General features: G+C 57.1%; 24 protein-coding genes. 12 read left to right on the top strand and 12 right to left on the bottom strand.

All coding sequences use genetic code 11. The features are described 5' to 3' along the window. Position 1: 1 nt before the first annotated feature. The 12 genes from GLW01_RS01915 to GLW01_RS01860 all read right to left on the bottom strand — a co-directional run bounded on the left by GLW01_RS01915 (position 2) and on the right by GLW01_RS01860 (position 11,647). Positions 2-1,042: a hypothetical protein gene (locus GLW01_RS01915; RefSeq protein WP_160897955.1), complete on the bottom strand. Its 1,041-nt coding sequence runs from the start codon at positions 1,040-1,042 to the stop codon at positions 2-4. 55 nt (positions 1,043-1,097) lie between these two features. Continuing rightward, positions 1,098-2,513, bottom strand: coding sequence for a mannose-1-phosphate guanylyltransferase/mannose-6-phosphate isomerase (locus tag GLW01_RS01910; RefSeq protein ID WP_160897954.1), 1,416 nt, complete (start codon positions 2,511-2,513; stop codon positions 1,098-1,100). 158 nt (positions 2,514-2,671) lie between these two features. Further along, positions 2,672-3,055: a histone-like nucleoid-structuring protein, MvaT/MvaU family gene (locus GLW01_RS01905; RefSeq protein WP_095618254.1), complete on the bottom strand. Its 384-nt coding sequence runs from the start codon at positions 3,053-3,055 to the stop codon at positions 2,672-2,674. A gap of 90 nt (positions 3,056-3,145) precedes the next feature. Then, positions 3,146-4,501, bottom strand: a complete 1,356-nt coding sequence (locus GLW01_RS01900) for an exopolysaccharide biosynthesis polyprenyl glycosylphosphotransferase (RefSeq protein WP_160897953.1) — start codon at positions 4,499-4,501, stop codon at positions 3,146-3,148. Positions 4,502-4,504: 3 nt separating this feature from the next. After that, on the bottom strand, positions 4,505-5,131 hold the full coding sequence (locus tag GLW01_RS01895) for an HAD family hydrolase (RefSeq protein ID WP_160897952.1): 627 nt from the start codon (positions 5,129-5,131) through the stop codon (positions 4,505-4,507). 14 nt (positions 5,132-5,145) lie between these two features. After that, positions 5,146-5,721 (bottom strand): phosphoribosyltransferase family protein, encoded by a 576-nt coding sequence (locus GLW01_RS01890; RefSeq protein WP_160897951.1) that lies wholly within the window; start codon positions 5,719-5,721, stop codon positions 5,146-5,148. Beyond that, positions 5,708-7,021, bottom strand: coding sequence for a lipopolysaccharide biosynthesis protein (locus tag GLW01_RS01885; RefSeq protein WP_160897950.1), 1,314 nt, complete (start codon positions 7,019-7,021; stop codon positions 5,708-5,710). The genes GLW01_RS01890 and GLW01_RS01885 overlap by 14 nt, the downstream gene beginning before the upstream one ends. 16 nt (positions 7,022-7,037) lie before the next feature. Beyond that, a complete protein-coding gene (locus GLW01_RS01880; protein ID WP_160897949.1) occupies positions 7,038-7,832 on the bottom strand; it encodes a glycosyltransferase in 795 nt (264 codons plus the stop codon). Next, positions 7,825-8,670, bottom strand: coding sequence for a sulfotransferase domain-containing protein (locus GLW01_RS01875; protein ID WP_160897948.1), 846 nt, complete (start codon positions 8,668-8,670; stop codon positions 7,825-7,827). Before GLW01_RS01875 ends, GLW01_RS01880 begins: the two co-directional genes overlap by 8 nt. A 3-nt stretch (positions 8,671-8,673) precedes the next feature. After that, a complete protein-coding gene (locus tag GLW01_RS15820; protein WP_353653836.1) occupies positions 8,674-9,291 on the bottom strand; it encodes a sulfotransferase family 2 domain-containing protein in 618 nt (205 codons plus the stop codon). Positions 9,292-9,361: 70 nt separating this feature from the next. Beyond that, the gene (locus GLW01_RS01865; RefSeq protein ID WP_160897946.1) at positions 9,362-11,080 is read right to left on the bottom strand and encodes a PglL family O-oligosaccharyltransferase; all 1,719 of its coding nucleotides are present in this window, start codon (positions 11,078-11,080) and stop codon (positions 9,362-9,364) included. Between the two features lie 123 nt (positions 11,081-11,203). Continuing rightward, positions 11,204-11,647: a pilin gene (locus GLW01_RS01860; RefSeq protein WP_160897945.1), complete on the bottom strand. Its 444-nt coding sequence runs from the start codon at positions 11,645-11,647 to the stop codon at positions 11,204-11,206. A gap of 305 nt (positions 11,648-11,952) precedes the next feature. On the opposite strand from GLW01_RS01860, the gene pilB reads away from it, so the two are divergent. The 12 genes from pilB to GLW01_RS01800 all read left to right on the top strand — a co-directional run bounded on the left by pilB (position 11,953) and on the right by GLW01_RS01800 (position 24,073). Continuing rightward, complete coding sequence (gene pilB / locus GLW01_RS01855) at positions 11,953-13,680, top strand: type IV-A pilus assembly ATPase PilB (protein ID WP_160897944.1); 1,728 nt, start codon at positions 11,953-11,955, stop codon at positions 13,678-13,680. Positions 13,681-13,684: 4 nt separating this feature from the next. Then, positions 13,685-14,902 carry a type II secretion system F family protein gene (locus GLW01_RS01850; protein WP_160897943.1) on the top strand — a complete coding sequence of 406 codons (1,218 nt, stop codon included), beginning with the start codon at positions 13,685-13,687 and terminating at the stop codon, positions 14,900-14,902. Positions 14,903-14,925: 23 nt separating this feature from the next. Then, a complete protein-coding gene (locus GLW01_RS01845) occupies positions 14,926-15,858 on the top strand; it encodes a prepilin peptidase (RefSeq protein WP_202405512.1) in 933 nt (310 codons plus the stop codon). Position 15,859: 1 nt separating this feature from the next. Then, positions 15,860-16,477, top strand: coding sequence for a dephospho-CoA kinase (coaE, locus tag GLW01_RS01840; protein WP_160897942.1), 618 nt, complete (start codon positions 15,860-15,862; stop codon positions 16,475-16,477). Continuing rightward, complete coding sequence (locus GLW01_RS01835) at positions 16,474-16,818, top strand: CidA/LrgA family protein (RefSeq protein WP_160897941.1); 345 nt, start codon at positions 16,474-16,476, stop codon at positions 16,816-16,818. The genes coaE and GLW01_RS01835 overlap by 4 nt, the downstream gene beginning before the upstream one ends. Continuing rightward, the gene (locus GLW01_RS01830) at positions 16,815-17,501 is read left to right on the top strand and encodes an LrgB family protein (protein ID WP_151441152.1); all 687 of its coding nucleotides are present in this window, start codon (positions 16,815-16,817) and stop codon (positions 17,499-17,501) included. The genes GLW01_RS01835 and GLW01_RS01830 overlap by 4 nt, the downstream gene beginning before the upstream one ends. Then, a complete protein-coding gene (locus GLW01_RS01825; protein ID WP_160897940.1) occupies positions 17,498-18,568 on the top strand; it encodes a hypothetical protein in 1,071 nt (356 codons plus the stop codon). The genes GLW01_RS01830 and GLW01_RS01825 overlap by 4 nt, the downstream gene beginning before the upstream one ends. Then, a complete protein-coding gene (tsaA, locus tag GLW01_RS15775; protein ID WP_160897939.1) occupies positions 18,565-19,275 on the top strand; it encodes a tRNA (N6-threonylcarbamoyladenosine(37)-N6)-methyltransferase TrmO in 711 nt (236 codons plus the stop codon). The genes GLW01_RS01825 and tsaA overlap by 4 nt, the downstream gene beginning before the upstream one ends. A 73-nt stretch (positions 19,276-19,348) precedes the next feature. After that, positions 19,349-19,933: a YfaZ family outer membrane protein gene (locus GLW01_RS01815; RefSeq protein WP_151441149.1), complete on the top strand. Its 585-nt coding sequence runs from the start codon at positions 19,349-19,351 to the stop codon at positions 19,931-19,933. Positions 19,934-20,022: 89 nt separating this feature from the next. Next, positions 20,023-22,122: a hypothetical protein gene (locus tag GLW01_RS01810; protein WP_160897938.1), complete on the top strand. Its 2,100-nt coding sequence runs from the start codon at positions 20,023-20,025 to the stop codon at positions 22,120-22,122. Between the two features lie 48 nt (positions 22,123-22,170). Then, on the top strand, positions 22,171-23,064 hold the full coding sequence (locus tag GLW01_RS01805; RefSeq protein WP_160897937.1) for a glucosaminidase domain-containing protein: 894 nt from the start codon (positions 22,171-22,173) through the stop codon (positions 23,062-23,064). 97 nt (positions 23,065-23,161) lie between these two features. After that, the gene (locus GLW01_RS01800; protein ID WP_160897936.1) at positions 23,162-24,073 is read left to right on the top strand and encodes an acyltransferase; all 912 of its coding nucleotides are present in this window, start codon (positions 23,162-23,164) and stop codon (positions 24,071-24,073) included. Positions 24,074-24,139: the final 66 nt, after the last annotated feature.

Here is a 24,139-nt window from a genome sequence, read left to right as displayed (position 1 = left end):
GTTACTCTCTTGTGACCTCTTTGTTCAGGCAGCGCGCATCATACCAGAACGCATCCTGTGCTGACGAAGCCGCCCCTGCACACTCCAGCCAGGAAACCACTGCAGCCTGATCCAGAATCAGCTCGGGTGGTGTCTCATGCCACTCCACGTCCAGAGCCGCACGCTCCACGGAGGCATCATGGTTCAGGGCCTTCCCGGGGGTATCGCCGCGTGCCAGGCTCACCAGTTCCGCCTGCTCGTCCATGGCCTGCCTGCGGGTAAGATGGGCCAGCCGCACGGGACCACAGGCCCACTCAAACCGGACCATGGCCGCAGCGGCACTGAGCACGGACAGCACATGCCCCGGGTCGGCTTCCTGGCCCAGAAGCCCTTCTTCCATGGAGCCGAAGGTTCTGTGCTCTCCCTGGGAGGTCGCTGCCGAGCTCACTGCCACTTCCATAGCCGACTGCTCCACCTTCATGCCAAGCCACGCCTCCATCGCCGGCTGGCGCTGCCGGCACCATGCCAGTACATCCACCGCACTGGAGGCAGGCACCCGCAGGCTGTGGCGCATTCGGGGTGTGCCAGCAGGCACCCGTGACTCCGGAGGACCGTCGTGGGCAACCATCAAAGCAATCGAGGGGTCACCGATCAGCTCCGACCACGCCAGAAGTCCCTCCGCCTGAACCACGGATGCCAACAGCTCAGCCCCTGTGGACTCCAGCAGGAACCAGCAGACACCAGCATCAGTGGCGGCCCGGATTTCCCCCATGGTCCGGCATACGGCCTCCCCATTGCGGATCAGCGCCAGTACGGGCACTACCCAGAGCTCATGCTCATACCCCGTGGCCTTTTCCGCCACCTCACGGGCGTGTTCCGCCAGGCCTCTGGAGGCAAGAGCGCCCCCGCGGCACAGCTCAATCGGCCCGCGCACGGAACCGGCAAGCGCTGCAAGGCGCCGGGACTGGGCCAGTGCCGCTTCGCCAACAGGCGCAATCCGCTCGGGATAAGCATTAGGGGTGTTGATGAGAAGGGGTTCCGTGGCGTTATGCCAGTCTTCCATACCAATTCCCTCTGGTCTGTGGGGGCGGCATCCGGCCGCCCGGGGTCAATCTCAGTCAGACGCGGTTGTAATTGTCCTCAAAACGGACAATGTCGTCCTCTCCCAGATAGCTGCCCGTCTGCACCTCAATCACCTCCAGGGGGATCACCCCGGGATTGGACAGACGGTGGGTCACGCCCAGTGGAATATACGTGGACTCATCCTCGGTCAGCAAGGTTTCCTCATTACCACGTGTAACCAGTGCGCTCCCACTCACAACCACCCAGTGTTCCGAGCGATGATGATGTTTCTGCAGTGACAGTGTGGCTCCGGGATCCACCGTTATCCGCTTAACCTGGAAACGCTCGCTGCGGGCCACGCCCTCATAGCTGCCCCAGGGCCGATGGACCTTGCGGTGGAAGCGGTACTCATCGCGATTCTGGTCCTTCAGGCGGCTCACCAGTTTCTTCACATCCTGTACCCGGCTGCGATCCGCAACCAGCACCACATCATCCGTCTCAACAATGACGTGGTTGTCCACGCCTATTGCCGCCACCAGGCGCCCTTCGGAATGGAGATAGGACTGATGGACGTCCTCAGTGATCACATCACCGCGAACGACATTGCCATCGTCATCCTGATCCTGCAGTTCCCACAGCGATGACCATGACCCCACATCACTCCAGCCAGCGTCCAGCGGCAATACGACGGCGCGCTCTGTCCGCTCCATCACCGCATAGTCAATGGACTCTTCAGGGCACTCCGCAAAGACCGCCTCTGAAACCCGAACGAAATCCTGATCATCCCGGCGTGAAGCCCAGGCCCGCTGGCAGACCTCCAGGATGTCCGGGCGATGGCGCTCCAGTTCCGCCAGGTAGTCACTGGCCCGGAAGAGGAACATACCACTGTTCCAGTAGTAATGGCCGTCATCCAGGTACCCCTGGGCCGTAGCAGCATCCGGCTTCTCCACAAATGCCGCCACAGGCCGTGCACCGCCAGCGACCTGCTCGGACTCGGCCCGGATGTAACCATAGCCGGTATGCGCACAGTTCGGTACAACCCCGAACGTCACCAGCCGACCCTCGCGGGCCGCCTCCTCACCCGCCTGAACCGCGCGGGCAAAGGCCTGGGTGTCCTTGACCACATGATCCGACGGCAGCACCAGCATCACACCGTCCGGATCCGTCTCCTGAATCCGCAGTGCTGCCAGTGCAATGGCCGGCGCCGTGTTGCGCCCCACTGGCTCCAGAAGAATGCGCCCGGCCTCCGCCTGCTGCCCGTAGCGCTGCAGATGCGCCGCCACAATGAAACGGTGTGCCTCATTGGTGATCACGGACAGACTCGAACAGCCGGACACCGCACAGGCACGCTGCAGGGTCTCGTCCAGAAGGGATTCGTGGGTGTTCAGTGCCAGGAACTGCTTGGGGTAAGCCTCACGGGACAGAGGCCAGAGACGGGTACCGGAACCACCGGAAAGGATGACTGCGTGCATGATTCTTCCCTGTTGTCTGATGACCCAAAGGGTACCGCAGCCAAACGCCCGGGAAAACAATCCATCCCGGATCAAATGCAGACCGTAGGAGCGCGCTCACGCGCGATCTTTTATAGACCGCCTTTAGAGCCCGCTCCCACAGCCATAATGCAGCTGCCTCAGCTCTCCTGCCAGCGGGCAACCTCTTCCTTGCCATACTGCTTCCGCCACGCATTCAGCGTCTTGTGGTTACCACCACGGGTCTGGACCACTTCGCCGGTGTGCGGATTGCGGTAGGTCTTGAGCGGGCGCTTCTTGCGGCCATCATTCGCACTGGACGAACCACCGCCCTGCTCCAGCTTGTTCTTAACACTCGAATCCAGCGTCGCCAGAACCTCCAGCATATCCTTACCGGACTTGCCGTATTTTTCCATCAACTGGTTCAACTCCTCCTTGAAGTCGAGCTCTTTCTTGAGCTCCTTATCCTCTTCCATCTTCTGGAGTTCGTCCTGAAGTTGCTTTACGGCTTTCTGTTTTTCGTAGTAGGTGGAGATTTTACCCATCGAGACCTCACTTCGACAATTTATGATCTCAGGAAAATTAACTTACTATTTCCAAAAACTCAACCCTGAGCTACCATTATGATTGATGATTTAATTGTTCCTAAGATTCAAAAATCCCCCTAGAACCGTCCTTGCAATAATTCGAAAGTCCAGCCCTAGTGACCAATTATCGATATAGTACAGATCATACTCGATGCGTTTATCAAGGTCCGTATCTCCCCTAAGTCCGTTCACTTGGGCCCACCCCGTAATCCCGGCCTTGACAAGGTGCTTCCTCATATAATCCGGGATAGTTTCCTTGAATGTTTCTACATATTCAGAGCGCTCAGGCCGAGGCCCTACTAAAGACATTTCACCCCGAAGAACATTAAACAACTGAGGTAGCTCGTCCAAACTTGTCTTTCTCAGAAATGCACCAAAACCTGTAACCTCTTTGGTTGCCGCTCCTCCCCAACGCTGATTACGTGAATCGGCACCGACCGCCATAGAACGAAACTTGAGCATATCGAAGCATCGCCCATTCCACCCAACCCTCTCCTGCCGATAAAGCACCGGCCCAGAAGAAGTCATTTTGATGCCTATCGCAACGAGCAACATCACAGGGCTGGAGGCGGCGACAAGGAACAGACCCAGAACGTAATCCTCCAACGATTTCAGCACCTGCTTTAGGCCCTGAAGCGGCGAACAACTCAGATTTATGGAAAAGAACCCTCCCAGATCTGAAACTCCATGATTCAAAACAGCCAGATCATCCAAATCCGGCACGTAGCGAATGTCACCACTATAGGTGCTCATCTGTTTCGACATTTCTGCAACGTCCCGACCATACCTCAGAGGAGCACAGAACCATATCTCGTCCGTCGTTATGTCTCCGGATAAATTCGCCGAATCCTTAAAGTACATTTCATCAATCCATTTCACCTCATGGATCACGTACTGGGAGCCTCGATTCTTCTCAAGCGCCTGACAAATACGTGTACAGGCCTCTGAGGTACCTATCAGCGTGACGCTTCGACGACTTTCCAATCCTCCCTGACGCTTCAGACACTCTATACTCCCCTTTCGAAACAGAATTGAAAGCAAAAACCCAAATGCAAGCCAGGTCATCAGCCATATCCGGGAAAACTCCGCCGACGTCTTGGATATGAAAAGCAGGGATACAAGAGCCAAACCCAGAGCCCCGTATCCTGTGAGAAGGCGGGTTGCCACGACCCCCCAGTCGTGATTTGTTATGTCTTCATAAACCCTGAAATTCGCGAAGCCAAAAACGATGAATATGACAGCAATAAAAATGATCAGCTGGTAGTCTGGCCTGACCGTTAGATGCTGAAACCGGAGAAAGTGTGCAAGATCCGCAGCAAGAACAAGACTGAACACATCAAGCAGTACAAGAAGACTGAGCAAACGTACATCGTGATCAATTCGTGCAAACGTCGACCTGATCATAGTTCACCCACGACTCTTTAACACCTTGAATGCAACTCCAGCGCTCTTAAAAGAACGGCATGACTCTGCTGATGGATTTACCAGGTAAGTCCAATCAGCTTCCAGAGCGAGAGGCAGATCATCCTGATGGTCAGTAAGGGCAACCATAATCCAGTCGGCGCGCCCTCCTCCATCGGCTCCAAGCCAATGTAGAACCGCAACTCTTTTACAGTCTCCGACCATTTCCATCATCCTGCCTTTCTCCAGGTAACTCGCAACTGTTCCATCCACTCCCAGGCATTCCCCGAACGGCGTGGCATAGAAACAAGGGGCCGCGGTAGCAAGAAGAACCGGTACACCATCGCCCCGATATGCCTCAATCATGCGCTGAACCCTTCGATTAATGGTCATCCTCAGAAGCCACAGGAAGCAGGACTTCAACCGCATCGGTAAACGACCTTCAAAACGCTCGTAGGTCCGCATCAGCTCCATTTTCATCACTGCCCGATCTGATCCCCCAACCAGACGTCGACCCTGGGCAATCAACCACACTGCGAGAAAAGGTGGACAGAACAGACCCATTACATCCCAGTAGAGGACCCACAGGCGAAAAGAATTGACCGATAACAGCGTGCCGTCCAGATCACACACGACCAGTCTCTGTCTCACGTTTGTACCACCGAATCGCTCGACCAGGGGAAGCGCAGCATTACCCCCTCATAAAGCTGCACATCCGCCGTCAGTATCGGGTCCGACTCCGTAACGGCGAGCACCGCCGTTTTAACCCTAGCCGTCGAGTTCAATCCATTGATCGCGTCAAGGCAAGCTTTCAGCGTTTCCCCGGAATCAATCGCATCATCAACAACCAATATCCGTGCCGCGTTGCTTATACTCAACTTCGCTTCCTGCGGCAGGAACACGTCCCTAGAACTCGTCCGCCCCGACTTCCTCAGGCTCCGAAAGATCAATCGCTCAATGTTTCTCAGAATATTCGCGACAGCGGGAGGGAGACGTCGGATCAATGGCCGCATGCGGCCCTTTGCTCCCGTCGCGGGGCGTTGTGCCCGAATACTGCAGGAACTGAGAACCCGAGACGCAGCCCAAGCTTCGACCACACGCATTCCACCTGTCTCAATCCCCACGATCAGCCAGTCTTCCCCCAGCTCACAACTCACCCTATCAAACAGGGCCTGACAGGCTACGGCGAAATCTTCCTCACGCGCCAGATCAATGACTCGCATTGCTACGTCCTTCAATTGCCCGATGGCCTAACCATGGCATGAGCAAGTTGATCCCGATTTTCCGCCGTACCAGATACCAACCACTTACATTCTGCAGAAGGACCGCCGCCGCAGCTGCTAAAGCCGCGCCCCTGACATCCAGCAGGGAGGAGAAAACCAGTGTCACCAGAACTGTCAGCACGCCCACGACACAACTCGCGCCGGCCCAGTCACGCTCATAGCCTCTCATCAGCAGCAGATGCCCGCCTGGTCCGAAAAGCACGTTAAGCCCCTGGCCAATCATCATGATCAGCATGAGCCCATAAACGCTCCCGGCATCTCCCCCGAACGGCAATAGATACAGAGCTGGCCAAATGGCCATCGTGCCCATGAGAAGCGCTGCAAACAGCAAGGAGAGACTCTGGTTCTTGATGAGTAGCTTTTCAAGCTCCTTTTCCCGTCCCTCAGCCATTGCGGTTGCGTAGCGGCTGCCTGCAAACGCATTAGAGGCCACAACAATCAAGGAAATCAGCAACGTAACCCGATGCGCGACTGTCAGAGTTCCCAACTCATCACCATTCAGAAAACTGGCACCAATAAGCTGATTGGAGAACTGAACCAGTTGTTGGGTCACCACGATGATCCAGAAAACGAAGCAGGTTGTGCCCCGAATTGGATTGAAGGAGCTGGGAGAAACGTTTCTGAACGAGAGCCTCCAGAGGAGCATTCCAATGACCCCCCCGATACTGAAACCGGCCGAAAGCGCGAGCCCCAACCCTTCATAGCTCACGGGTCTGGCCAAGACCAACATAACGGCACTACCCAGCGGCCCGACAAGACTGAGCACCCCCATCCCCACTGCAGGTCGCCGAACAGCAAGCAGAAAATGGGCAATCACGCCACTCAGGCCTGCCCCAACAATACCAGGCGCCGAGTAGTAGATGACGCTGGATAATTCGCCACTAGAAAAGACCAATACCGCCAATGGTTCGGCAAAAACCATGAGAAGCAGTGTAATGAGCAGCAGAACGACGCTACTCCAGCCCAGTGCGCTCAGATAGAACCCATAGAGGTCCCTCGGGCGCTCTTCCGCGTGCAGACGGGCGCCTTCACGCTCCACAAACCGATCCAGACCAATCCTTCCAATGGCTCCAAAGAATATGATCATAGTAAGGCCATACATGCCATAGCCTTCCATCTCGTCGGGAAGCGTCAATGCCAGACACGCATAAAGGAGAAAGAGCGAAAAGGCACCGGCGACCTTAACCCCCAGCACAACCCCTAATCCAATAGTGAACGAGCGCCAGCTGACTCGACTCATCCCGCGCTGCAGCCCATCACCGATACACCAGCCGCTTGAGCTGATTTAGGATATGACGCGGGAAACAATAAACCATGAACGTCCGCACCAACCCCACTACCGCCCCTGGCGTACCGTCAAAATGGTTCCAGAGCAGCCGCACTTTGCTCGCTGCCTGTTCCCTCCGCCGCCTTGAAGAAATACTGCTCTCAGCGACCTCGTATTTCAGAAGTACCCTGGGGAGGACATGGATTTTTCCAAACCGCTTCAGTTCCAGAAACAGCGCCCAATCCTCAAGCGCGGGATAATCAACGGGATACCCGCCAGCGCGGCCAATGGCCTCCACACTCATCATCACACCAGGGTGTATGAACGGGTTGTACTGCTTAAGAGCTCTGCGCAGCTTGGCATCGGATTCTGGAGGCCTGAAATGGAAAAGGTGCTCGCCACTCGGCCTGATGAATTCCACCCAGGATCCAACCAGTACGTGGTCCTTATGCTTCTCCAGAAACGCCTGCTGGATCGCAAATCGCGCTTTCAGTGCTCTGTCCCCAGCGTCCAGTCTGGCCAGAAACGCATACCCATTATCCTGGGCCACGTTTACGCCAAGATTCAGAGCTTCGACAATACCGCGGTTAACCGGAAAACTCTCAAGCCACAGGTTGCCCCGACCCCGGAAATACGGCGCAATATCACACTCAGCCGGAGCAGGCTCACTGCCGTCATCAATCACCAGCACATCCACATGCTCATCGGGGTCAATGTCGGCGATAGACCGCTGCAAACCTGCAAGATTATTCAAGTGGGGAATCACCACCAGCGTTCTATTCACGCCGGCCTCCTGAACTCCCCCCTTCTCGCCAGTGGCCGAAGGACCGTCCGGTCAGCGACTCCAGATCCGAAATATCCGGCTCAAAATACTTAGCCAGGAACCCGACATCCGATGCGGTCAGCCGGTAGCCATCGCGGGAGGGGCGATAAAGAGCCGCAACTACCAGCGGATTGAGCTTTATCTGCCCCACCAGATGATTCAGCCCCAATGCCCGAGCTTTGAGAGCCAAAGCCTTAACCATTGAGGCAAGCCATCGTGATCGGGGTACCGCCCGTTCGTTGACTCTCTCATTAAGGCGAGCAAACTGGATAACCTCAACTCCCAGAAATGAACAGACTCTTGCAATGAATTCTGCAGGATCCTCAACAAGCAGGCTGTAGTCGGCCAGCAACACCTGATCCCCAGGAAAGTACCGGTACACCCGCCTCAGATTTTCCCCATACAGTCCGCCACGCACTAGCTCGACATGATTCTCAGCAGCTGCCTGCATATCCGTATAAGAAAACCCGTTTCGATTCAGGAAATTAAGGCCTGATTCGGCACGCTCATAGGGATTACGCAACCCCACTATCAGCTTCGCCTCGGAATTGTATTCCCGTATCCTTGCCAGTGCACTATCACTGAGCAGATAGTCGTGACTGACATCACCCACAAGTGTATTTGCAGGATCGCAGCCAAACTGGCGGTGATACCACCTCACCCCCCGCTCGTGAAAGCTGTCGAAAAAATTCAGGTCCTTGCTGGGCGGGAGACAGATTTCCGGGTGTTCCTCCAGTACCTTGAACAGCCATGTCGTCGCTGTCTTACCCGGGCCGATATAAAAGAATCCAACACGCATAAACTAGCGCCTGTAATCGCCAAGTCGGAAATCATCGGAATATAGTTCGCCGATTACTTCACGCACAGGCTCACTGAACCACTCCCTGCCCGTATCCAATCCACCTCGGTTACTTTTGTTAAGGTGGGGGAGTTCCAATTGCACCCCCCACTCCCATTCAAGAGTCTGAATAAAGTCATTCAGCTCCTCCAGCTTTCCCAGCCTGTCGACCATCAAGCAACCCTGTCTGTCAGTAACAAAATCGCTCTGGGGCATAAAGTGAATGTAGCTGTTTCGATTGTTGCGACAGGAGAGCCAGTTGAGAACAAAACTCTCAAACCCCCCATACCGCTGAATGATTCGCGACAACCTCTGATCGGCAGGGAAGGCAGGCAACCCCCCGTCCTTCAAAAAGCAGTAAGCGGAATAGACCCGCTCATACGGGTTACGAATTACTGAAAACTTGCGGATTGACCGGAATTGGCCCGAATTGATCCTTTGGTAGTCAATACAGCGAACGTGACCAAGCTGACGACCGTATAAGGAATCACAGATGCTACTGCCAGCCGCTTTCGGGATATGAATGAACAGGATCTGTTTGTCGAGAACCTCCCATGGAAGCTGCTGCCGTAGCTGACCCATCAAGTAAAGACGGACCTGACGTCCGACATTCCAATATCGTAGGAAGAGTTCATCTTGCCATGTTGTCGAATTACTCATCATGGGCTTTGGCGATATCGCTCACACACTCTTGAACAGGGTCAAGTTCAACATCATACCCTTCTTCCAGTTTGGGGAAGTCCGCTTGCAACCTGGTTGCCGTAGAGGGAATAAAGGGAATGGCTTTTTCCGCAAACTGACACGCCTCATCGTGTCGCTCCAGCAGGGCCAGCAACATGACCTTGGTGGACAGCGCCGATCCCTGGGGCCGCCATTCGATTACGCGCTGGACCTGGTTGAGCTGTTGCTCATAGCCCCCTTCAGTTGGCAGCAGATACTGATAGACCAGAAGATCTCCATAAGGACCAACAAACGAACTGCTGCGCCAGGCCTGGATCTGCTTAATCCTCTCCTGATCCCAATTTGGATTCATGTAGGCGGTGGCAAAAACATAATAACCACGAAGAACTCCCGCCCCCAGAAAAAGGAAAGTAACAAGCACCGCAACACTGGAGGCTCCCGCTAACAGCCGAGAGCTGACTCTGAAGTAAAAAACTGGTAGCGCAAATGTCAGAACTCCAAGAAACAATACGAGATAATGGAGATACCAAAGAGGGTACTCAACATTGGAAAAGAGAAAGAAAATACCAAGAACCGAAGCTACCCAGAACCATTCGGCGTTTTTGGTAAGACGAAACACCCGAACAGCAAGCCAGAATATAAGTGCCAAAAAGATCCCCAAGCCGATAATGCCCTGCTCGGCGAGGATCATGCTGAAAATATTATGCGAATGTGTCACAAGTGTTCCCGCTCGGGTCGGGTCAGCTACCCTGGAATCCATTCGGAAACTGAAATAAGGGTAGTTGTTGATACCGACGCCGAGCCAGGGTTTTTCAAGTGCTCCTTCCCATACTTTTTCGAGTTCTGTAAGTCGGATTCCAGGATCAGTGGCGCTGCGAGTTGAATCGGCTTTCTCGATTGAGGGCCTGCCAAGGTTCTCCGGCGCCAGATAAGTAAGCCCGTGATCCAGAGGCGTTTGACTGAAGAAAGCCACAACAATGCCAGCACATGCGACCCCCGATGACCGGATCAATCTCCGCCGCAGAAAAACGTCGCTCGTTTTGAATGACACGATAAGAACGGCGATTGCGATAATGGCAAAATATCCCCACACCGTCCGGGTGTCCGTCAGGAAGAGCACAACTCCACCCATCCAAACCAACACAAACTGTAAAGTGAGCCCAAGCCTTTCCTTCAGAGAAAGAAAAATAACTGATACGAGACCAATAGTGACAAAGCACGCCGTCACATTGAACTGATTCAACAGACCCGGCATACGGCTACTGGGCAGCTCCTGAATAGTCAGAAAACGAAGAAGCCCATAAAATTTCGCTACACCGAGAATGGCCTGCAGAACCAACGCAAAAACCATGAGGCTGGCAATCACCTCGATGGTTCCTGCTCGGCCAAAAATTTCCTGCAGCCGTGAAAACCACACAATCGCGAGGCAGCCGATACTCCAATAGACCAGTGCCCATAATGCTGCGGTATTCAGGGAATAGTTGCCATTCAAGTAGGAGGCAAGGATGACGCCACCCCAGACGCACCAAAGGGGCAGCACTGCGGACACACTTCGGTCTTTTCCCATCAGCGCCCATGAAAGAGCACCTCCGCAGACAATCGCAGCCGCCGCAGTAATCTCCTCAAGAAAAAAACCGATGGGAGCAAGATGAAAAGGCACGGAAAAAGCCACGAGCAGAAACAGGCTCATCAGAACCCAGTAGCTGAAACGTTCTATCCGCACGGATCCCCCACTGTTTCAGTCAGACACAAAAAAGGGCGTCAAAATGACGCCCTTCAGGATAGTGAGTCTTCAGGTGTTGCTCAACTGAACTCACTCGCACCCAGTTGGCATGTAGCTTTCGTCCCAGCTGTTGGCGCTACCGGTTCCCACGTCACAGCTCCAGACCCCGCTGGCGGTACGATTCAGAGTGATCGTAGTACCAGAAACGGCAATTGCTGCGTCATTACCCAGAGTTGCGGAGATGCTCACAGCACCACTGTTTTCGTTAACCGAAGGCACACTTGTCATGAGCGTGCTGCTGGTGAAACCGAGGCTTGCCGCATCGCCGGGAACCTGTCCACGGTTCATCGATTCTTCTGTAGCGGTCTTCAATGCCGAAATTTCACCGTACGCCCGATTGACTTGGGTTCGCGCGATATAATCCTGATACTGCGGAATCGCGATCGCCGCCAGAATACCGATGATGGCAACCACGATCATCAGTTCGATGAGCGTGAAGCCCTGCTGTTTGTGATTCATCTGAATCGATTGCATTGGCGCACCTCCTGAGGGTGTTGTCTTTTTGAGTACCGGCATCAGCAATGGACCCTGCCTTTGCCTGCCTTGGACTGAAGTTAGCAGCTCCCATGCCAGTTTTCCTTAAAAAACGAGAACGACCTACAATCAGCCACCTGGAGAGCGGCCTCGTAAACAAGCCACCTCCCCAAAGACGCCAATGTGACACTGTTTGACAAGCTGAGGTGACGCATTACGTCACTGTCATCCCCTTTTCATCACTGGCTGAACACTGAGGCAGGCACTAGACTCTTGGGGCAGTTCAACACAAGACCAGAGAGACCATGGCTTCTGACCCCCAGAACGTAACGCTTACCGGGCTGGCCCGGCGATTTGTGGATGACGGCATCCTGGAAGAGACCGTGGCCCGGGAGGCCTTTGTCCAGGCCAACCAGGACCGCATCCCTCTGATCACCTATCTCATCCAGAACGAGCTCGCCCCCGGTCAGGCGCTGGCGTTCTCGGCCGCTATGGAATTCGGCGTTCCGGTGATGGACCTGAACGCTTTTTCCGCCGACATGATGCCGGAAGGGCTGGTGGACGAGAAGCTGATCCGTGCCCACAGCGTACTGCCGCTGGTCCAGCGCGGAAAGCGGCTGTTCGTCGCCATGGCGGACCCCACCAACCTGCAGGCGCTGGATGAGATCAAGTTCCACACCGGGCTGAGTACCGAAGCAGTTCTGGTGGAAGAAAGCAGTCTCCGTCAGACTATCGACAAGTACATGGAGTCCCAGGACACCTCCATGCAGGATCTGGGCGGGGACTCGGATCTTGAGGATGTGGACTTCGAGAGCGGCGACGAGGAAGAGGGACAGGACAAAAACGCCGTAGACGCCACGGACACCGATGATGCGCCCATCGTCAAATACGTGAACAAGCTGCTGCTCGATGCCATCAAACAGGGCGCCTCAGACGTCCATTTCGAGCCCTATGAGAAGATGTACCGCATCCGCTACCGGTCCGACGGTATCCTGAACGAGGTCGCCAAGCCCTCGATAAAGCTCTCCCACAAGCTGGCGGCGCGCGTAAAGATCATGTCCCAGATGGACATTTCCGAACGCCGGGTGCCCCAGGACGGGCGGATCAAGCTCAAGCTCTCCAAGTCCAAATCGATCGACTTCCGGGTCAACACACTGCCCACGATCTGGGGGGAAAAGATCGTACTGCGGATACTGGACCCAACCGCCGCTCAGATGGGGATCGACCAGCTCGGCTATGAAGAGGACCAGAAGCAGCTCTACCTCGAGGCCCTCAAATCGCCCCAGGGCATGATCCTGGTCACCGGCCCAACCGGTTCCGGTAAGACAGTTTCCCTTTATACCGGTCTGAACATCCTCAACACCCCGGAAGTGAACATCTCCACGGCGGAAGACCCGGCGGAGATCAACCTGGAGGGGATCAACCAGGTCAACGTAAACAACAAGGTAGGTCTGACGTTCGCCGAGGCGCTACGCTCTTTCCTGCGTCAGGACCCGGACATCATCATGGTGGGCGAGATCCGGGACCTGGAGACCGCGAATATCGCCATCAAGGCGGCCCAGACCGGCCACCTGGTCCTTTCCACCCTGCACACCAACAGTGCTGCGGAGACACTGAGCCGGATGATGAACATGGGGGTCGCCTCGTTCAACATCGCCACCTCGGTCAGCCTGATCATTGCCCAGCGGCTGGGGCGCCGCCTGTGCAGCAACTGCAAGCAACCCGCCGACGTTCCCCAGGACATTCTTCTCAAGGAAGGTTTCACACAGGAACAGATTGATACAGGGTTTACGCTTTACAGACCGGTAGGCTGTGATAAATGTAAAAACGGGTATAAGGGCCGGGTAGGCATCCTCGAGGTGGTCCGTATCACCGAGGACATGGAGAGCATGATCATGAACGAGGCCAGCTCCATTGAGCTCGCCCGCCAGGCCCGTAATGAAGGCTTCAACAGCCTGCGCCAGTCCGCGCTCGAGAAGGTGATTCAGGGCGTGACCAGTCTGGAAGAAGCGAACCGTGTAACGAAGGATTAACTCCATGGCGGCCAACGAACAGAAGCTGGACACCTTTACCTGGGAAGGCAAGGACCGCAAGGGCAACAAGACCAGCGGCGAGACCACCGGCGCCTCTCCGGCGCTGGTCAAGGCCCAGTTGCGCAAGCAGGGCATCAAGCCCGGCAAGATCAAGAAAAAGAGCAAGCCGCTTTTCGGTGGCCGGACAAAAATCACGCCCTTTGATATCGCCACCTTCACCCGCCAGATGGCGACCATGATGAAGGCGGGCGTGCCGCTGATCCAGTCCTTTGACATTGTCTCCGACGGCCTTGAGAACAAGGGGCTTCAGGAGCTGATCATCGCCATCCGTAACGACGTGGCTTCGGGTAACAGCTTCGCCAACGCCCTGCGCCAGCACCCGAAGCACTTTGACGACCTCTACTGCAACCTCGTGGATTCAGGTGAAGCCGCTGGTGCACTGGAAAGCATGCTGGACCGGGTCGCGACCTACCTTGAGAAAACCGAGAACCTCAAGCGCAAGGTCCGGAAGGCCATGACCTACCCGATCTCCATCATCATCGTGGCAGTCATCGTTACGGCCATCCTCCTTGTGAAGGTGGTGCCGCAGTTCGAATCCCTGTTCCAGGGCTTTGGCGCGGACCTGCCCGCCTTTACCCAGATGGTGATCGGAATGTCCGAATGGCTCCAGGCCTGGTGGTGGGCCGTGCTGATCGGCATAATCGGTACGGTCTTCGGGTTCCGGACAGCCAAGAAACGGTCCCCGCGCTTTTCCGATGCCGTGGACAAGTACGTGCTCAAGCTCCCTGTTGTGGGCATAATCCTTGACCAGTCCGCCGTAGCCAAGTTCGCGCGGGTTCTTTCCACCACCTTCGCCGCAGGTGTGCCACTGGTCGATGCCCTGGATTCCGTTTCCGGCGCCACCGGCAACGCCGTCTACCGGGATGCCATCCTCCAGGTCAAAGAAGAGGTATCCTCGGGTACGCAGCTGCAGACCGCCATGCGCCAGACCGGCGTCTTCCCGGTGCTCGCCATCCAGCTCACCTCCATTGGTGAGGAATCCGGTAACCTGGACGAGATGCTTGGTAAGGTGGCCGACCACTACGAGGCCGTGGTGGATGACCTGGTCGATAACCTGACCTCGCTCATGGAGCCGGTGATCATGTCCGTTCTGGGCATTCTCGTCGGCGGCCTCATCATCGCCATGTACCTCCCCATCTTCCAGATGGGCTCGGCCATGTAACCCTTTACACCAAGGATCCGGTCTTGCAGAACCTGATACAGATCATTCTCAGTACACCCTGGCTCCTGTGGCCAGCGGTGGTGGGCGTCTCGCTGTGCGTGGGCAGCTTCCTCAATGTGGTGATCCTGCGCCTGCCGCGGATGATGGAACAGGCCTGGCGCCAGGAATGCGAAGCCCTGTTCGCCGAGGAACCTGGCAGGAGCGGCCAAGGCCTCGATTCCGCCCAACCCGGTACTGAGCAGGATACTGATCGCGGCCGTGGCCGCTCCTACGGGCTCTCCTATCCTCGCTCGCATTGCCCGGAATGTGGTAATACGATCCGGGCCATCGACAACATCCCAGTACTCAGCTGGCTCTTCCTGCGCGGGCGCTGCCGGAACTGCGGCACCGGCATCTCCGTGCGCTACCCGGCGATCGAGGCGCTGACGGCAGCGCTTTCAGTGCTTACCGTGCTCATCCTGGGCACCAGCGTCGAGGCACTGATTGCCCTTCCACTCGTTTGGGCACTGCTTGCCCTGACGGTCATCGACCTGGAAACCACCCTGCTTCCGGACAGCATCACCCTCCCACTGCTCTGGGCCGGGCTTGTGGCCAGCGCCCTGGGGCTGGGCCAGGTTGGGCTCGAAGCCGCCTTCTGGGGGGCCGTTGCGGGCTATCTCAGTCTCTGGAGTGTCTACCATCTCTTCCGCCTTCTGACCGGCAAGGAAGGCATGGGCCATGGGGATTTCAAGCTGCTGGCCGCCCTCGGTGCCTGGCTGGGCTGGACCATGCTGCCAGCCATCATTCTGCTCTCCAGCCTTGTGGGTGCCGTGGTGGGCATTGCGATGATTGCCATACGTGGGCATGATCGCAATATTCCGATTCCCTTCGGCCCCTACCTCGCCGCCGCGGGCGTGATCGCGCTCTGGTATGGGCCGGAACTGCTGGATCTGTGGCTGTCCTTGATGAGGGTCTGACATGTTTGTGGTTGGCCTGACCGGAGGCATTGGCAGCGGCAAGAGTACCGTGGCCAATCTCTTCCGTGAGCACGGCATCTTCGTGATTGACGCGGATGATGTATCCCGCGAGGTGGTTGAGCCCGGCGAACCGGCACTGGAAACCATCCGGAGCCACTTTGGCGATGCCGTTCTCCAGCAGGACGGCACCCTGGACCGGGCCGCGCTGCGCAAACGTGTCTTCAACGATGACGGCGAACGCCAGTGGCTGGAGGCCCTGCTGCACCCCCGCATTGCCGAACGCCTGAAGCACTACCTGAGCGAGGCTGACTCGCCCTATCAGATGCTGGTGTCGCCGCTTCTTCTGGAAACCGATCAGCACAGGCTCTGCCAGCACATCGTGGTGGTGGACGTCAGCCACGAGACCCAGATCCAGCGCACCATGAGCCGGGATGACAATGACCGCGCCCAGGTGGAACGCATTATTGCCGCGCAGATGCCCCGGGAGGACCGGCTCAGGGCTGCGGGCAACGTGATCGACAATGACCAGCCGCTGGAGCGCGTGCGCGAGGAGGTCGCGGGCCTGCATCAGCACTTGCTTGCCATCGCTGCCGAGGTTTCCGGGGACACCCTTTCATGAAGGGAAGCGTTGTTACCGGCCTTGCCATCATCCTGCTGTTCCAGCTCGCCGGCCTGGCACTGGAACAGATTCCGGGCATGCCATTGCCCGGACCGATTTCCGGCATGGTACTGTTCTTTCTCTATCTGGTGATCACAGGTGGAGGCTATGAGCCGGAACGCGAAGCGGCCCGCCACCTGCTCAGTCACATGGCGCTGTTCTATATACCGGCCGGCGCGGGCATCGTGACGCTGGGGGCACTGCTCATGGAGCAGGCCCTAGGCATCACACTGGCACTGACCCTGGGCACCCTGATCGCATTCGTGACCACCGCCCATCTCATGCAGTGGCTGAGCCGATGAGCACCCTACTGAACTCGCCCCATTTCGCCATTACCCTGACCCTGCTGGCCTATCTCGCCGGCCATGGCCTGTACCGGATCACCGGCAAGCCCAGCTTCCTTCAGCCCGTGGTTTCCGGCATCGCCCTCGTGGGGGCCACGCTGCTGGTGCTGGATCTCGATTACGGCACCTACATGGAGGGTGCCAGTATCATCCACTTCATGCTTGGCACCGTCACCGTGGCCCTGGGGCTGCCGCTTTACCAGAACCTTGGCCTCATTCGCCGCCACCTGCTGCCCCTGATGGTCACACTGGCCGTAAGCGGCGTTGTGGCAGCGGGCAGCGCCACCGGCCTGCTCTGGCTCACCGGCTCGGACCACGCCACCCTGATGTCCATGGCCACCAAGTCCATCACCACCCCAATGGCGATCTCCGTGACCGAATCCATCGGCGGCTACCCTCCGCTGGCGACCGGATTCGTTATGGTCACCGGCATTCTTGTGGCCGCCTGCGGCGGGCCAGTACTGCGCATCACCGGCGTCACGCACCCCGCCGCCAAAGGCTGCGCCATGGGCATGATCGGCCATGGTGTGGGCACTACCCGAGCCTTTGAAATGGGCTCGGAAACCGGCGCTTTCTCTGCACTCTCAATCGGCCTGATGGGCCTCTACACCGCCATCGGCCTGGGGCTGCTGATGCCGTGAGCTGGATCCGTTCCCTGATCGGCATCAGCTGTCTCGCGTTCGGCAGTCTGGAACCCACCTGGGCCACCCTGGCCCCACCCGCGAAGCCGGAGCCACCGCCCCGGGTGGACATTGAGAAGCTTCCTGCGGACTTCTTCGACTGGGACGGCCCCCGCTACCTGAAACCCAAAGACACCTGGCTCGACCAGGCCGGCCACTGGGTGGTCCGCCGCCGGCGCATCCATTCGCGCCATGTCGAGGCTCTGGGCCAGGGTATTGACCAGACCCTTTCCGGCCAGACCTGGGTGGATCAGGATAACGACAGCTACCTGCGGCTGGGCGCCTTCAACCGCTATACCGAGGACGGGAAAATGGGCTTTGAGCCGGAAGCCCGCTTCAAGCTCGATGTGCCCACCTCTGAAGAAAAATTCCGTATCATTGTGGAAAGCGATGCCAATGATCTGGCCCCTCTTTCCGAGCAGCAGCAGCGGGGTACGCTGACGCCGGAAGAGGCGGATGAGAACAGCTTTACAGCCGGTGCCCTGCGTTTTCTGTCGCCTCTTTCCGAGCGCTGGAACGCCAGCACTGATGTGGGGGCCCGGCTGCACATGCCACTGGAGTTCTTTGCCCGGGCACGCACCTGGTCTGACTGGCAGCTTTCCAGAGAATGGCGGCTGCGCGTGGATCAACGGGTGTTCTGGTACCTCCAGGAAGGCTGGATCTCCCGGTCATGGTTCGGGGTTCACCGCCCGCTTGGCCCCCACTGGCGGTTCCGGGCATCATCAGAGGTGCGCTGGGTCCACCGCAAACGTGGATTCGAGATGGCCCAGATCTTCCGCCTGCAGCGCCGCTACCGCAACCGGCACTTCGTGCGCCTGCGGTTTGGCGTTCTGGGAGACACCTTCAATAACTGGGCCCGCACCGAATACTTCACGGACATGCTCTACCGCAAGCGCCTTCATGATGACTGGCTTTACGGCGAAATCATCCCCTCCCTGCGTTACCGTCGCGAAGAGGACTTCCAGCCTGAAGCCAGCCTGACCTTCCGCATCGAAATGTTCTTCTCAAGCAGCGGAGATCTCCAGTGAACAGCGATTATGGCGTCACGCCCATTGGCACGGTCCGCTCCTGTTTTCCGGACAAATTCGGCGTTCCCCGCCAGCCGTTCCTCTGCCCACACGCCCGGGGCGAGGTGGTTCTCAGCTCCCCCTGGAACACCGAGGAGGCCTTCCGGGGGATCGAGGATTTTTCCCACGTCTGGATCAGCTTTCTGTTCCATCAGGTCCCGGCGGATCAGGCACCCTCAGCACTGGTCAGACCCCCCAGACTCGGCGGTAACACCCGGGTCGGCGTCTTTGCCAGCCGCTCTCCCTTCCGACCCAACCGCCTTGGCCTGTCACTGGTGCGAAACCAGGGCCTCACCCGGCGCCACGGGGAACTGTGTCTGGCGATCAGCGAGATCGATCTGGTGGATGGCACCCCCGTGCTCGACATCAAACCCTTCCTGCCCTGGTGCGATGCCCCGGAAGCGGCCACGGGCGCCTGGGCCAGCGAACCACCGGCCGCCACTCTGCCTGTAAGATTCAGTCCGCAAGCGGAGCACCGATTACAGCAGATCCAGTGGGACTATCCGGAGCTGCGCGATCTCATCCGCGAGGTTCTCAACCAGGACCCACGACCCGCCTACCACCGGGATGATCCGGAACGGCGTTATGCGCTCCGCCTGTACGACCTCGATGTCCATTGGCTGGTAGCGAACGGTACCTGTGTCGTCGAACGCCTTGAAAAGGCGTAATTGTGGAACGGCACCGGTGACACTATCATGAAGCGTTGAGTCACCATGGTCACTGACAGGAGCACTAGCCCCTATGCGATACAACCGACTGATCCGCACCACCTGCCTCGGCGCCGCCCTGTTCACCGCGTTTGCCGGCACAACCCATGCGGACAGCCTGGACCTCAGCCTGAGCAACGATTCCGTTCGGGGTGAATACAGCTTCACCGACGCCAGTGAGGAGCTCGGCGGTGGCGTGGGCTACACCTATCATGACGGCAGCCGCCATCTGGCAACGCTCGATCTGCACGCTCAGGGCCGCACCGCTATCCAGAACATCCCCATGACCGTGGGCCTGGGTGTGCGCAACATGTACTTCGATGACGGCGACCGTGACATCGACGGCGGCGCCACCGCGCCAGGGGTCTTTGCCCGTATGAATATCCCGGAGGTTCCCGGGCTTTCCGTTGGCGGCAGCCTCTACCTCTCCCCATCGATTCTTTCCTACGGGGATGCGGACGGCATGCGCCATACCGACGCCACCGTCAGCTATCGACTGATCCGCAACTCCGAGATCTTTGCCGGCTACCGCTACGTGGGCGCGGATCTCGATACCCGCGGTGACGACGACTACCGCTTTGAGGAAGGCCTGATCGGCGGCATGCGCATCCTCTTCTGAAGAACCCGGAATGGTTCACGGCAGGGCCTCCGGCGCTGGTTTAGACTCGTAGAACAATCGTGTTTTACGGGACCAGCCCGGAGGGTTAGATGCGTACCCGCCTGTTTTATCCCCTGCTCACCCTGAGCGCCCTGGCACTGACCGCCTGCGGCAGTGGGGATCCATCCGTGAGCGATGAGAATTCCTTTGGCGTAAAGCCGCCCCCGGATTTTCAGGATCGCGGCGCGCCCTCGCGCTGCAGTAACACCCGCAGCCTCGACGACAATGAACTGCTGGTGAGTGTCGAGACACCCAGTCCGTCAAGCTCTGACCTCAAGCGTGAGCTCAGCAAAACAACAGATGCGTCATTCCGCGTTGAATCAGTCAACGGAAGTACCTATACATTCAATTCCAGAACGGAGGGTGACGATTACATCCTGACGTTTCCTGATGGAATACCGCAGGATATAGAAGTATTCATAAGGGCAACACTTCCTGATGGTGAACAACACCGTGCACCAATAGCCACGTCCTGCGGTCACGTCTTCGTCAATCCATTCTCGGACCGTCTGATCAGTGACATTGTTAAGGAACTTGATCCAGACGAGATCGATTACATCAACGAATGCAGCAATACACGATGCCCCTATACGATTCGCTGGGCGCCACTGGCCGACAGGATTCAGAACTTTGAAATCAATGCCAGTGCGCTGAATGAACGGGAGGATTTTGCTACTTTTCTCAGGGATGCCCGCAGATACCTCACTCATGACCCAGCTGAATTCAAGGGCGACGAGAACAGTCAGATCAGCGAGACTTTCAACACCGTGCAGTATGGGGTCAGCCTTACCCATGACCTTGAGGACAACAACACTGGTTATTGGGCCTCACATACAACGAGCAGGGCACAGAGTACCAACAGTGAAGGCACGAGCTTCATATATCCCTTCCTGTCCATAAGTGGGGTTGATGCCCCTGATGATATTCCACTCAACTTCGATTTCTCTGCCGCCCGGATCGACTCCCCCTATAAGCGGAGTAGCTGGGGAGTATCGAATCTAGACAGTGTTTTCAGCAGCTACGGTACGGGTACCAACCGCCTCTACCGATACAACAACGGTAACCTGGTGAGTTTCCGCCCACTTTTCCAGACCATTGACACTACCAGTGACGAGAGAACCATCGGCTGGGCACCTAACCCAGACCTTTATGAGGCGAGCTTTAGCGGCACCATGAAGGAACCCTCTGCACTTTTCAGTAGCTATTTCATGGGCGCCCGTGGGATAGAGCTGACTGGAAGTTCAGAGGAAGATTACGAGCGCAGCCACCTACTTGAAGAACAGGCTATAGCTGGAATCGAATTCGACCTTCAGCAGACTGGCAGTTACACAGAACCAACCGAAAATTATGTATTTGCAGGTTTTGAACTGAAAGCGAACCCCAATGACGGCTCTCTTACGTTTGCTCGCGCGACGATTGGTAATTGGGGTTTCAACTCAGGCTCAGGTTCAGGTTCAGAAACAGAAGTAGAAGAGTGGACTATTCCATCTTCACCGATAGCATCCCCGTACAAAGAATTTGAGATAACCAGACAGGATCAATTCGAAACAGTCAATTCCGATGGAAAATTCAAAGGGAACCTGTTCCTCAACTATGACAGTGATTCTCAGGATCCTGGAACTACTCCCAGAGTTCCCAATGGCGCAATAAGCCCGAAAGGAACCTGGATGACGTTCTCAACACGCCGGGATGATCGCAACGACACTGACGCGGGCGACCTTTTGAGAATTGCGCGCCAGGCAGACACCACCGCTGAGATTCAGGACAATACCCAATACCGGGTGACAGGATTCAGTGTTGAAGATACCGGCAGCTCCGAAGCGCTGATCCAGCATGAAAATGCATGTATAGATACCTCAGGTACAGGAGGCCCCAAAATCAACCTCCAGGGTCATAGAACCGACTACGACAGCGGCAGCTCCCAGTTTAATGTGGCCAGGGACTTCGCTCCGGGAACACTTCAGTGCACATTGGATTCAAGCGCCACACCCGGTTTTATGATTAATTCGTGTGATGGCTCTACAGATAGGGAAATCCGTGGTGTCGCCGCAGACAGCGGCGACACCCTCATCATGATCACCAAATCTAACGAATCCGTAGGATTCCTGTTAGGATTCAGGGACGACAGCGTGGAGGGGTGCCCCAACTGATCCGAACTCCAGCCCTCCGCGTAGCTGTATCTAAACCCGGAGGTATTGATGGAATCTCGTCCCGTACCAGCCCTGATTCTGGTGGCCGTTCTTGTGGTAGGTGGTCTGGCCGCCGGCTTTATTGCCAGCCAGGTGGAGTTTGAACGGCCCACGCCGAAGGTTTCCGAACCGCAACTTCTGGACACTGATGCCATCCCAGGATGGGCGACGGCTCCCCTGCCGGACTTCACCCAGTACAGCGTCGTCTCCGAGAAGAAGGACGCCTTCTTCGGCTACCTCTTCCCCCGTATTGCCCTGGCCAACCTGCGGATCCAGGCTGCCCGGGACTACCTGGAACAGCTCAGCAACAAGCCGGAGCTGAACGAGGAAGAACGGAAATGGCTCACCACCCGCGCCACACGCCTGCGGGTTGATGGTGAGACGACAGAGGATCTGGTCAGTGGTCTTGAGCGCCGGATGCACATCATTCCGCCGTCACTGGTACTGGCGCAGGCCGCCAATGAATCCGCCTGGGGCACCAGCCGTTTCGCCACCCAGGGCAACAACCTGTTCGGCCAATGGTGCTTCAACCCCGGCTGCGGCCTGGTCCCGAACAGCCGCCCGGCGGGAATGACCCATGAGGTGGAAGTGTTCAAGTCGCCTTACCGCTCCATCCGGGCCTATCTCACCAACCTCAATCGCCACAACGCCTACCAGAACCTGAGGGAACGCCGGCTTGCATTACTGAACGAGAACCGGTTCCCCGACGGCATCAATCTCGCGGGCGGATTGCAGTCGTATTCCGAACGCGGACAGGCGTACGTGGAAGAAATCCGCAGTATGATCCGCGTCAATAACCTTTCGGATTACGATCAGCGTCAACAGGCGCTGTCAGCGGCAGAGAACCCTCTTGAGAAGCTGGATGCACTGATCAGCGATTACAGGGACCGGTTCAGCAACTGAGATAACAGCTGTTCACTGAAAAATTGGCAGGGCGCACTGCCAATGTATAATGGCGTCCGTCGCGAGTAACCCATTCACCGGACAGACGGTCGCCAACATGCTGGATTTCCTTCCTGCACCGCTCAAGGGCACACTCTGTGTTCTGCTGATCCTTCTCAGCACCCTGGTTCTGTACCCCCTTCTGCTCCTGCTTGCCATCCTCAAGCTGATCATTCCGATCACGCCGGTACGCAAGCTGTGCACACGGGGGCTCAATGCCATCGCCTTCGTCTGGATCGAGAACAACGGGCTGTTCATGCGCCTGCTCAACCGCATCGAGTGGGACGTTGAGCTCAATGCCAACCTGAGCCGGAACCAGTGGTACTTCGTCACCTGCAACCACCAGTCCTGGGCGGACATCCTGGTAACCCAGGTGGTGCTCAACCGTCGTATCCCTCTCATGAAGTTCTTCCTGAAGAAGGAGCTCATCTGGGTACCACTGCTCGGCATTGCCTGGTGGGCTCTGGATTTTCCCTTCATGAAGCGCTATACGCAGCAGCAGCTCATGAAAAAGCCCCATCTGAGGGGCAAAGACCTGGAGACCACCCGCAAAGCCTGTGAGAAGTTCGAGTACACGCCGGTTGCGGTATTCAACTTCATGGAAGGCACCCGTTTCACCCCGGCAAAGCATGAGCAGCAGAACTCCCCCTACCGCAACCTGCTCAAGCCCCGCTCCGGTGGCACCGGTTTTGTGCTGGGCGCCATGGGCAACCTGATGAGCATCATGCTCGACATCACCATCGTCTATCCAGATGGCCCGGGTGGCATCTGGGACTATCTCAGCGGGCGCACACGCCGTGTGATCATACGGGTTGATGAGAAGCGGATTCCGGAGCAGTTCCTGGGGCGGGATTACCAGAACGACCGCGAGTTCCGGATCGAGTTCCAGAAGTGGATCAGCGAGCTATGGAACAACAAGGATGAGCTGATTGACCGGATGAAGGAACAGGAAACCGCGGATCCATCCTGACGCCACTCATCCAGAACTCCCATACGAAAAAGCCCCGCCGGAGCGGGGCTTTTCTGTTTTCAGTGC

Origin of the sequence: Vreelandella halophila, assembly GCF_009856365.1 — a bacterium.
Taxonomy (GTDB): Bacteria; Pseudomonadota; Gammaproteobacteria; order Pseudomonadales; family Oleiphilaceae; genus Halospina; species Halospina utahensis_B.
The sequence above is the reverse complement of the archived record's forward strand: the minus strand, read 5'-3'. Positions and strand labels throughout refer to the sequence as shown.

Excerpts from the sequence above, each read along its gene's own strand:
- GLW01_RS01915 (WP_160897955.1), bottom strand. The coding sequence starts at position 1,042 with ATGGAAGACTGGCATAACGCCACGGAACCCCTTCTCATCAACACCCCT.
- GLW01_RS01910 (WP_160897954.1), bottom strand. The coding sequence starts at position 2,513 with ATGCACGCAGTCATCCTTTCCGGTGGTTCCGGTACCCGTCTCTGGCCT.
- GLW01_RS01905 (WP_095618254.1), bottom strand. The coding sequence starts at position 3,055 with ATGGGTAAAATCTCCACCTACTACGAAAAACAGAAAGCCGTAAAGCAA.
- GLW01_RS01900 (WP_160897953.1), bottom strand. The coding sequence starts at position 4,501 with ATGATCAGGTCGACGTTTGCACGAATTGATCACGATGTACGTTTGCTC.
- GLW01_RS01890 (WP_160897951.1), bottom strand. The coding sequence starts at position 5,721 with ATGCGAGTCATTGATCTGGCGCGTGAGGAAGATTTCGCCGTAGCCTGT.
- GLW01_RS01885 (WP_160897950.1), bottom strand. The coding sequence starts at position 7,021 with ATGAGTCGAGTCAGCTGGCGCTCGTTCACTATTGGATTAGGGGTTGTG.
- GLW01_RS01875 (WP_160897948.1), bottom strand. The coding sequence starts at position 8,670 with ATGCGTGTTGGATTCTTTTATATCGGCCCGGGTAAGACAGCGACGACA.
- GLW01_RS15820 (WP_353653836.1), bottom strand. The coding sequence starts at position 9,291 with ATGGGTCAGCTACGGCAGCAGCTTCCATGGGAGGTTCTCGACAAACAG.
- GLW01_RS01865 (WP_160897946.1), bottom strand. The coding sequence starts at position 11,080 with ATGAGCCTGTTTCTGCTCGTGGCTTTTTCCGTGCCTTTTCATCTTGCT.
- GLW01_RS01860 (WP_160897945.1), bottom strand. The coding sequence starts at position 11,647 with ATGCAATCGATTCAGATGAATCACAAACAGCAGGGCTTCACGCTCATC.
- pilB (WP_160897944.1), top strand. The coding sequence starts at position 11,953 with ATGGCTTCTGACCCCCAGAACGTAACGCTTACCGGGCTGGCCCGGCGA.
- GLW01_RS01850 (WP_160897943.1), top strand. The coding sequence starts at position 13,685 with ATGGCGGCCAACGAACAGAAGCTGGACACCTTTACCTGGGAAGGCAAG.
- coaE (WP_160897942.1), top strand. The coding sequence starts at position 15,860 with ATGTTTGTGGTTGGCCTGACCGGAGGCATTGGCAGCGGCAAGAGTACC.
- GLW01_RS01835 (WP_160897941.1), top strand. The coding sequence starts at position 16,474 with ATGAAGGGAAGCGTTGTTACCGGCCTTGCCATCATCCTGCTGTTCCAG.
- GLW01_RS01830 (WP_151441152.1), top strand. The coding sequence starts at position 16,815 with ATGAGCACCCTACTGAACTCGCCCCATTTCGCCATTACCCTGACCCTG.
- GLW01_RS01815 (WP_151441149.1), top strand. The coding sequence starts at position 19,349 with ATGCGATACAACCGACTGATCCGCACCACCTGCCTCGGCGCCGCCCTG.
- GLW01_RS01810 (WP_160897938.1), top strand. The coding sequence starts at position 20,023 with ATGCGTACCCGCCTGTTTTATCCCCTGCTCACCCTGAGCGCCCTGGCA.
- GLW01_RS01805 (WP_160897937.1), top strand. The coding sequence starts at position 22,171 with ATGGAATCTCGTCCCGTACCAGCCCTGATTCTGGTGGCCGTTCTTGTG.
- GLW01_RS01800 (WP_160897936.1), top strand. The coding sequence starts at position 23,162 with ATGCTGGATTTCCTTCCTGCACCGCTCAAGGGCACACTCTGTGTTCTG.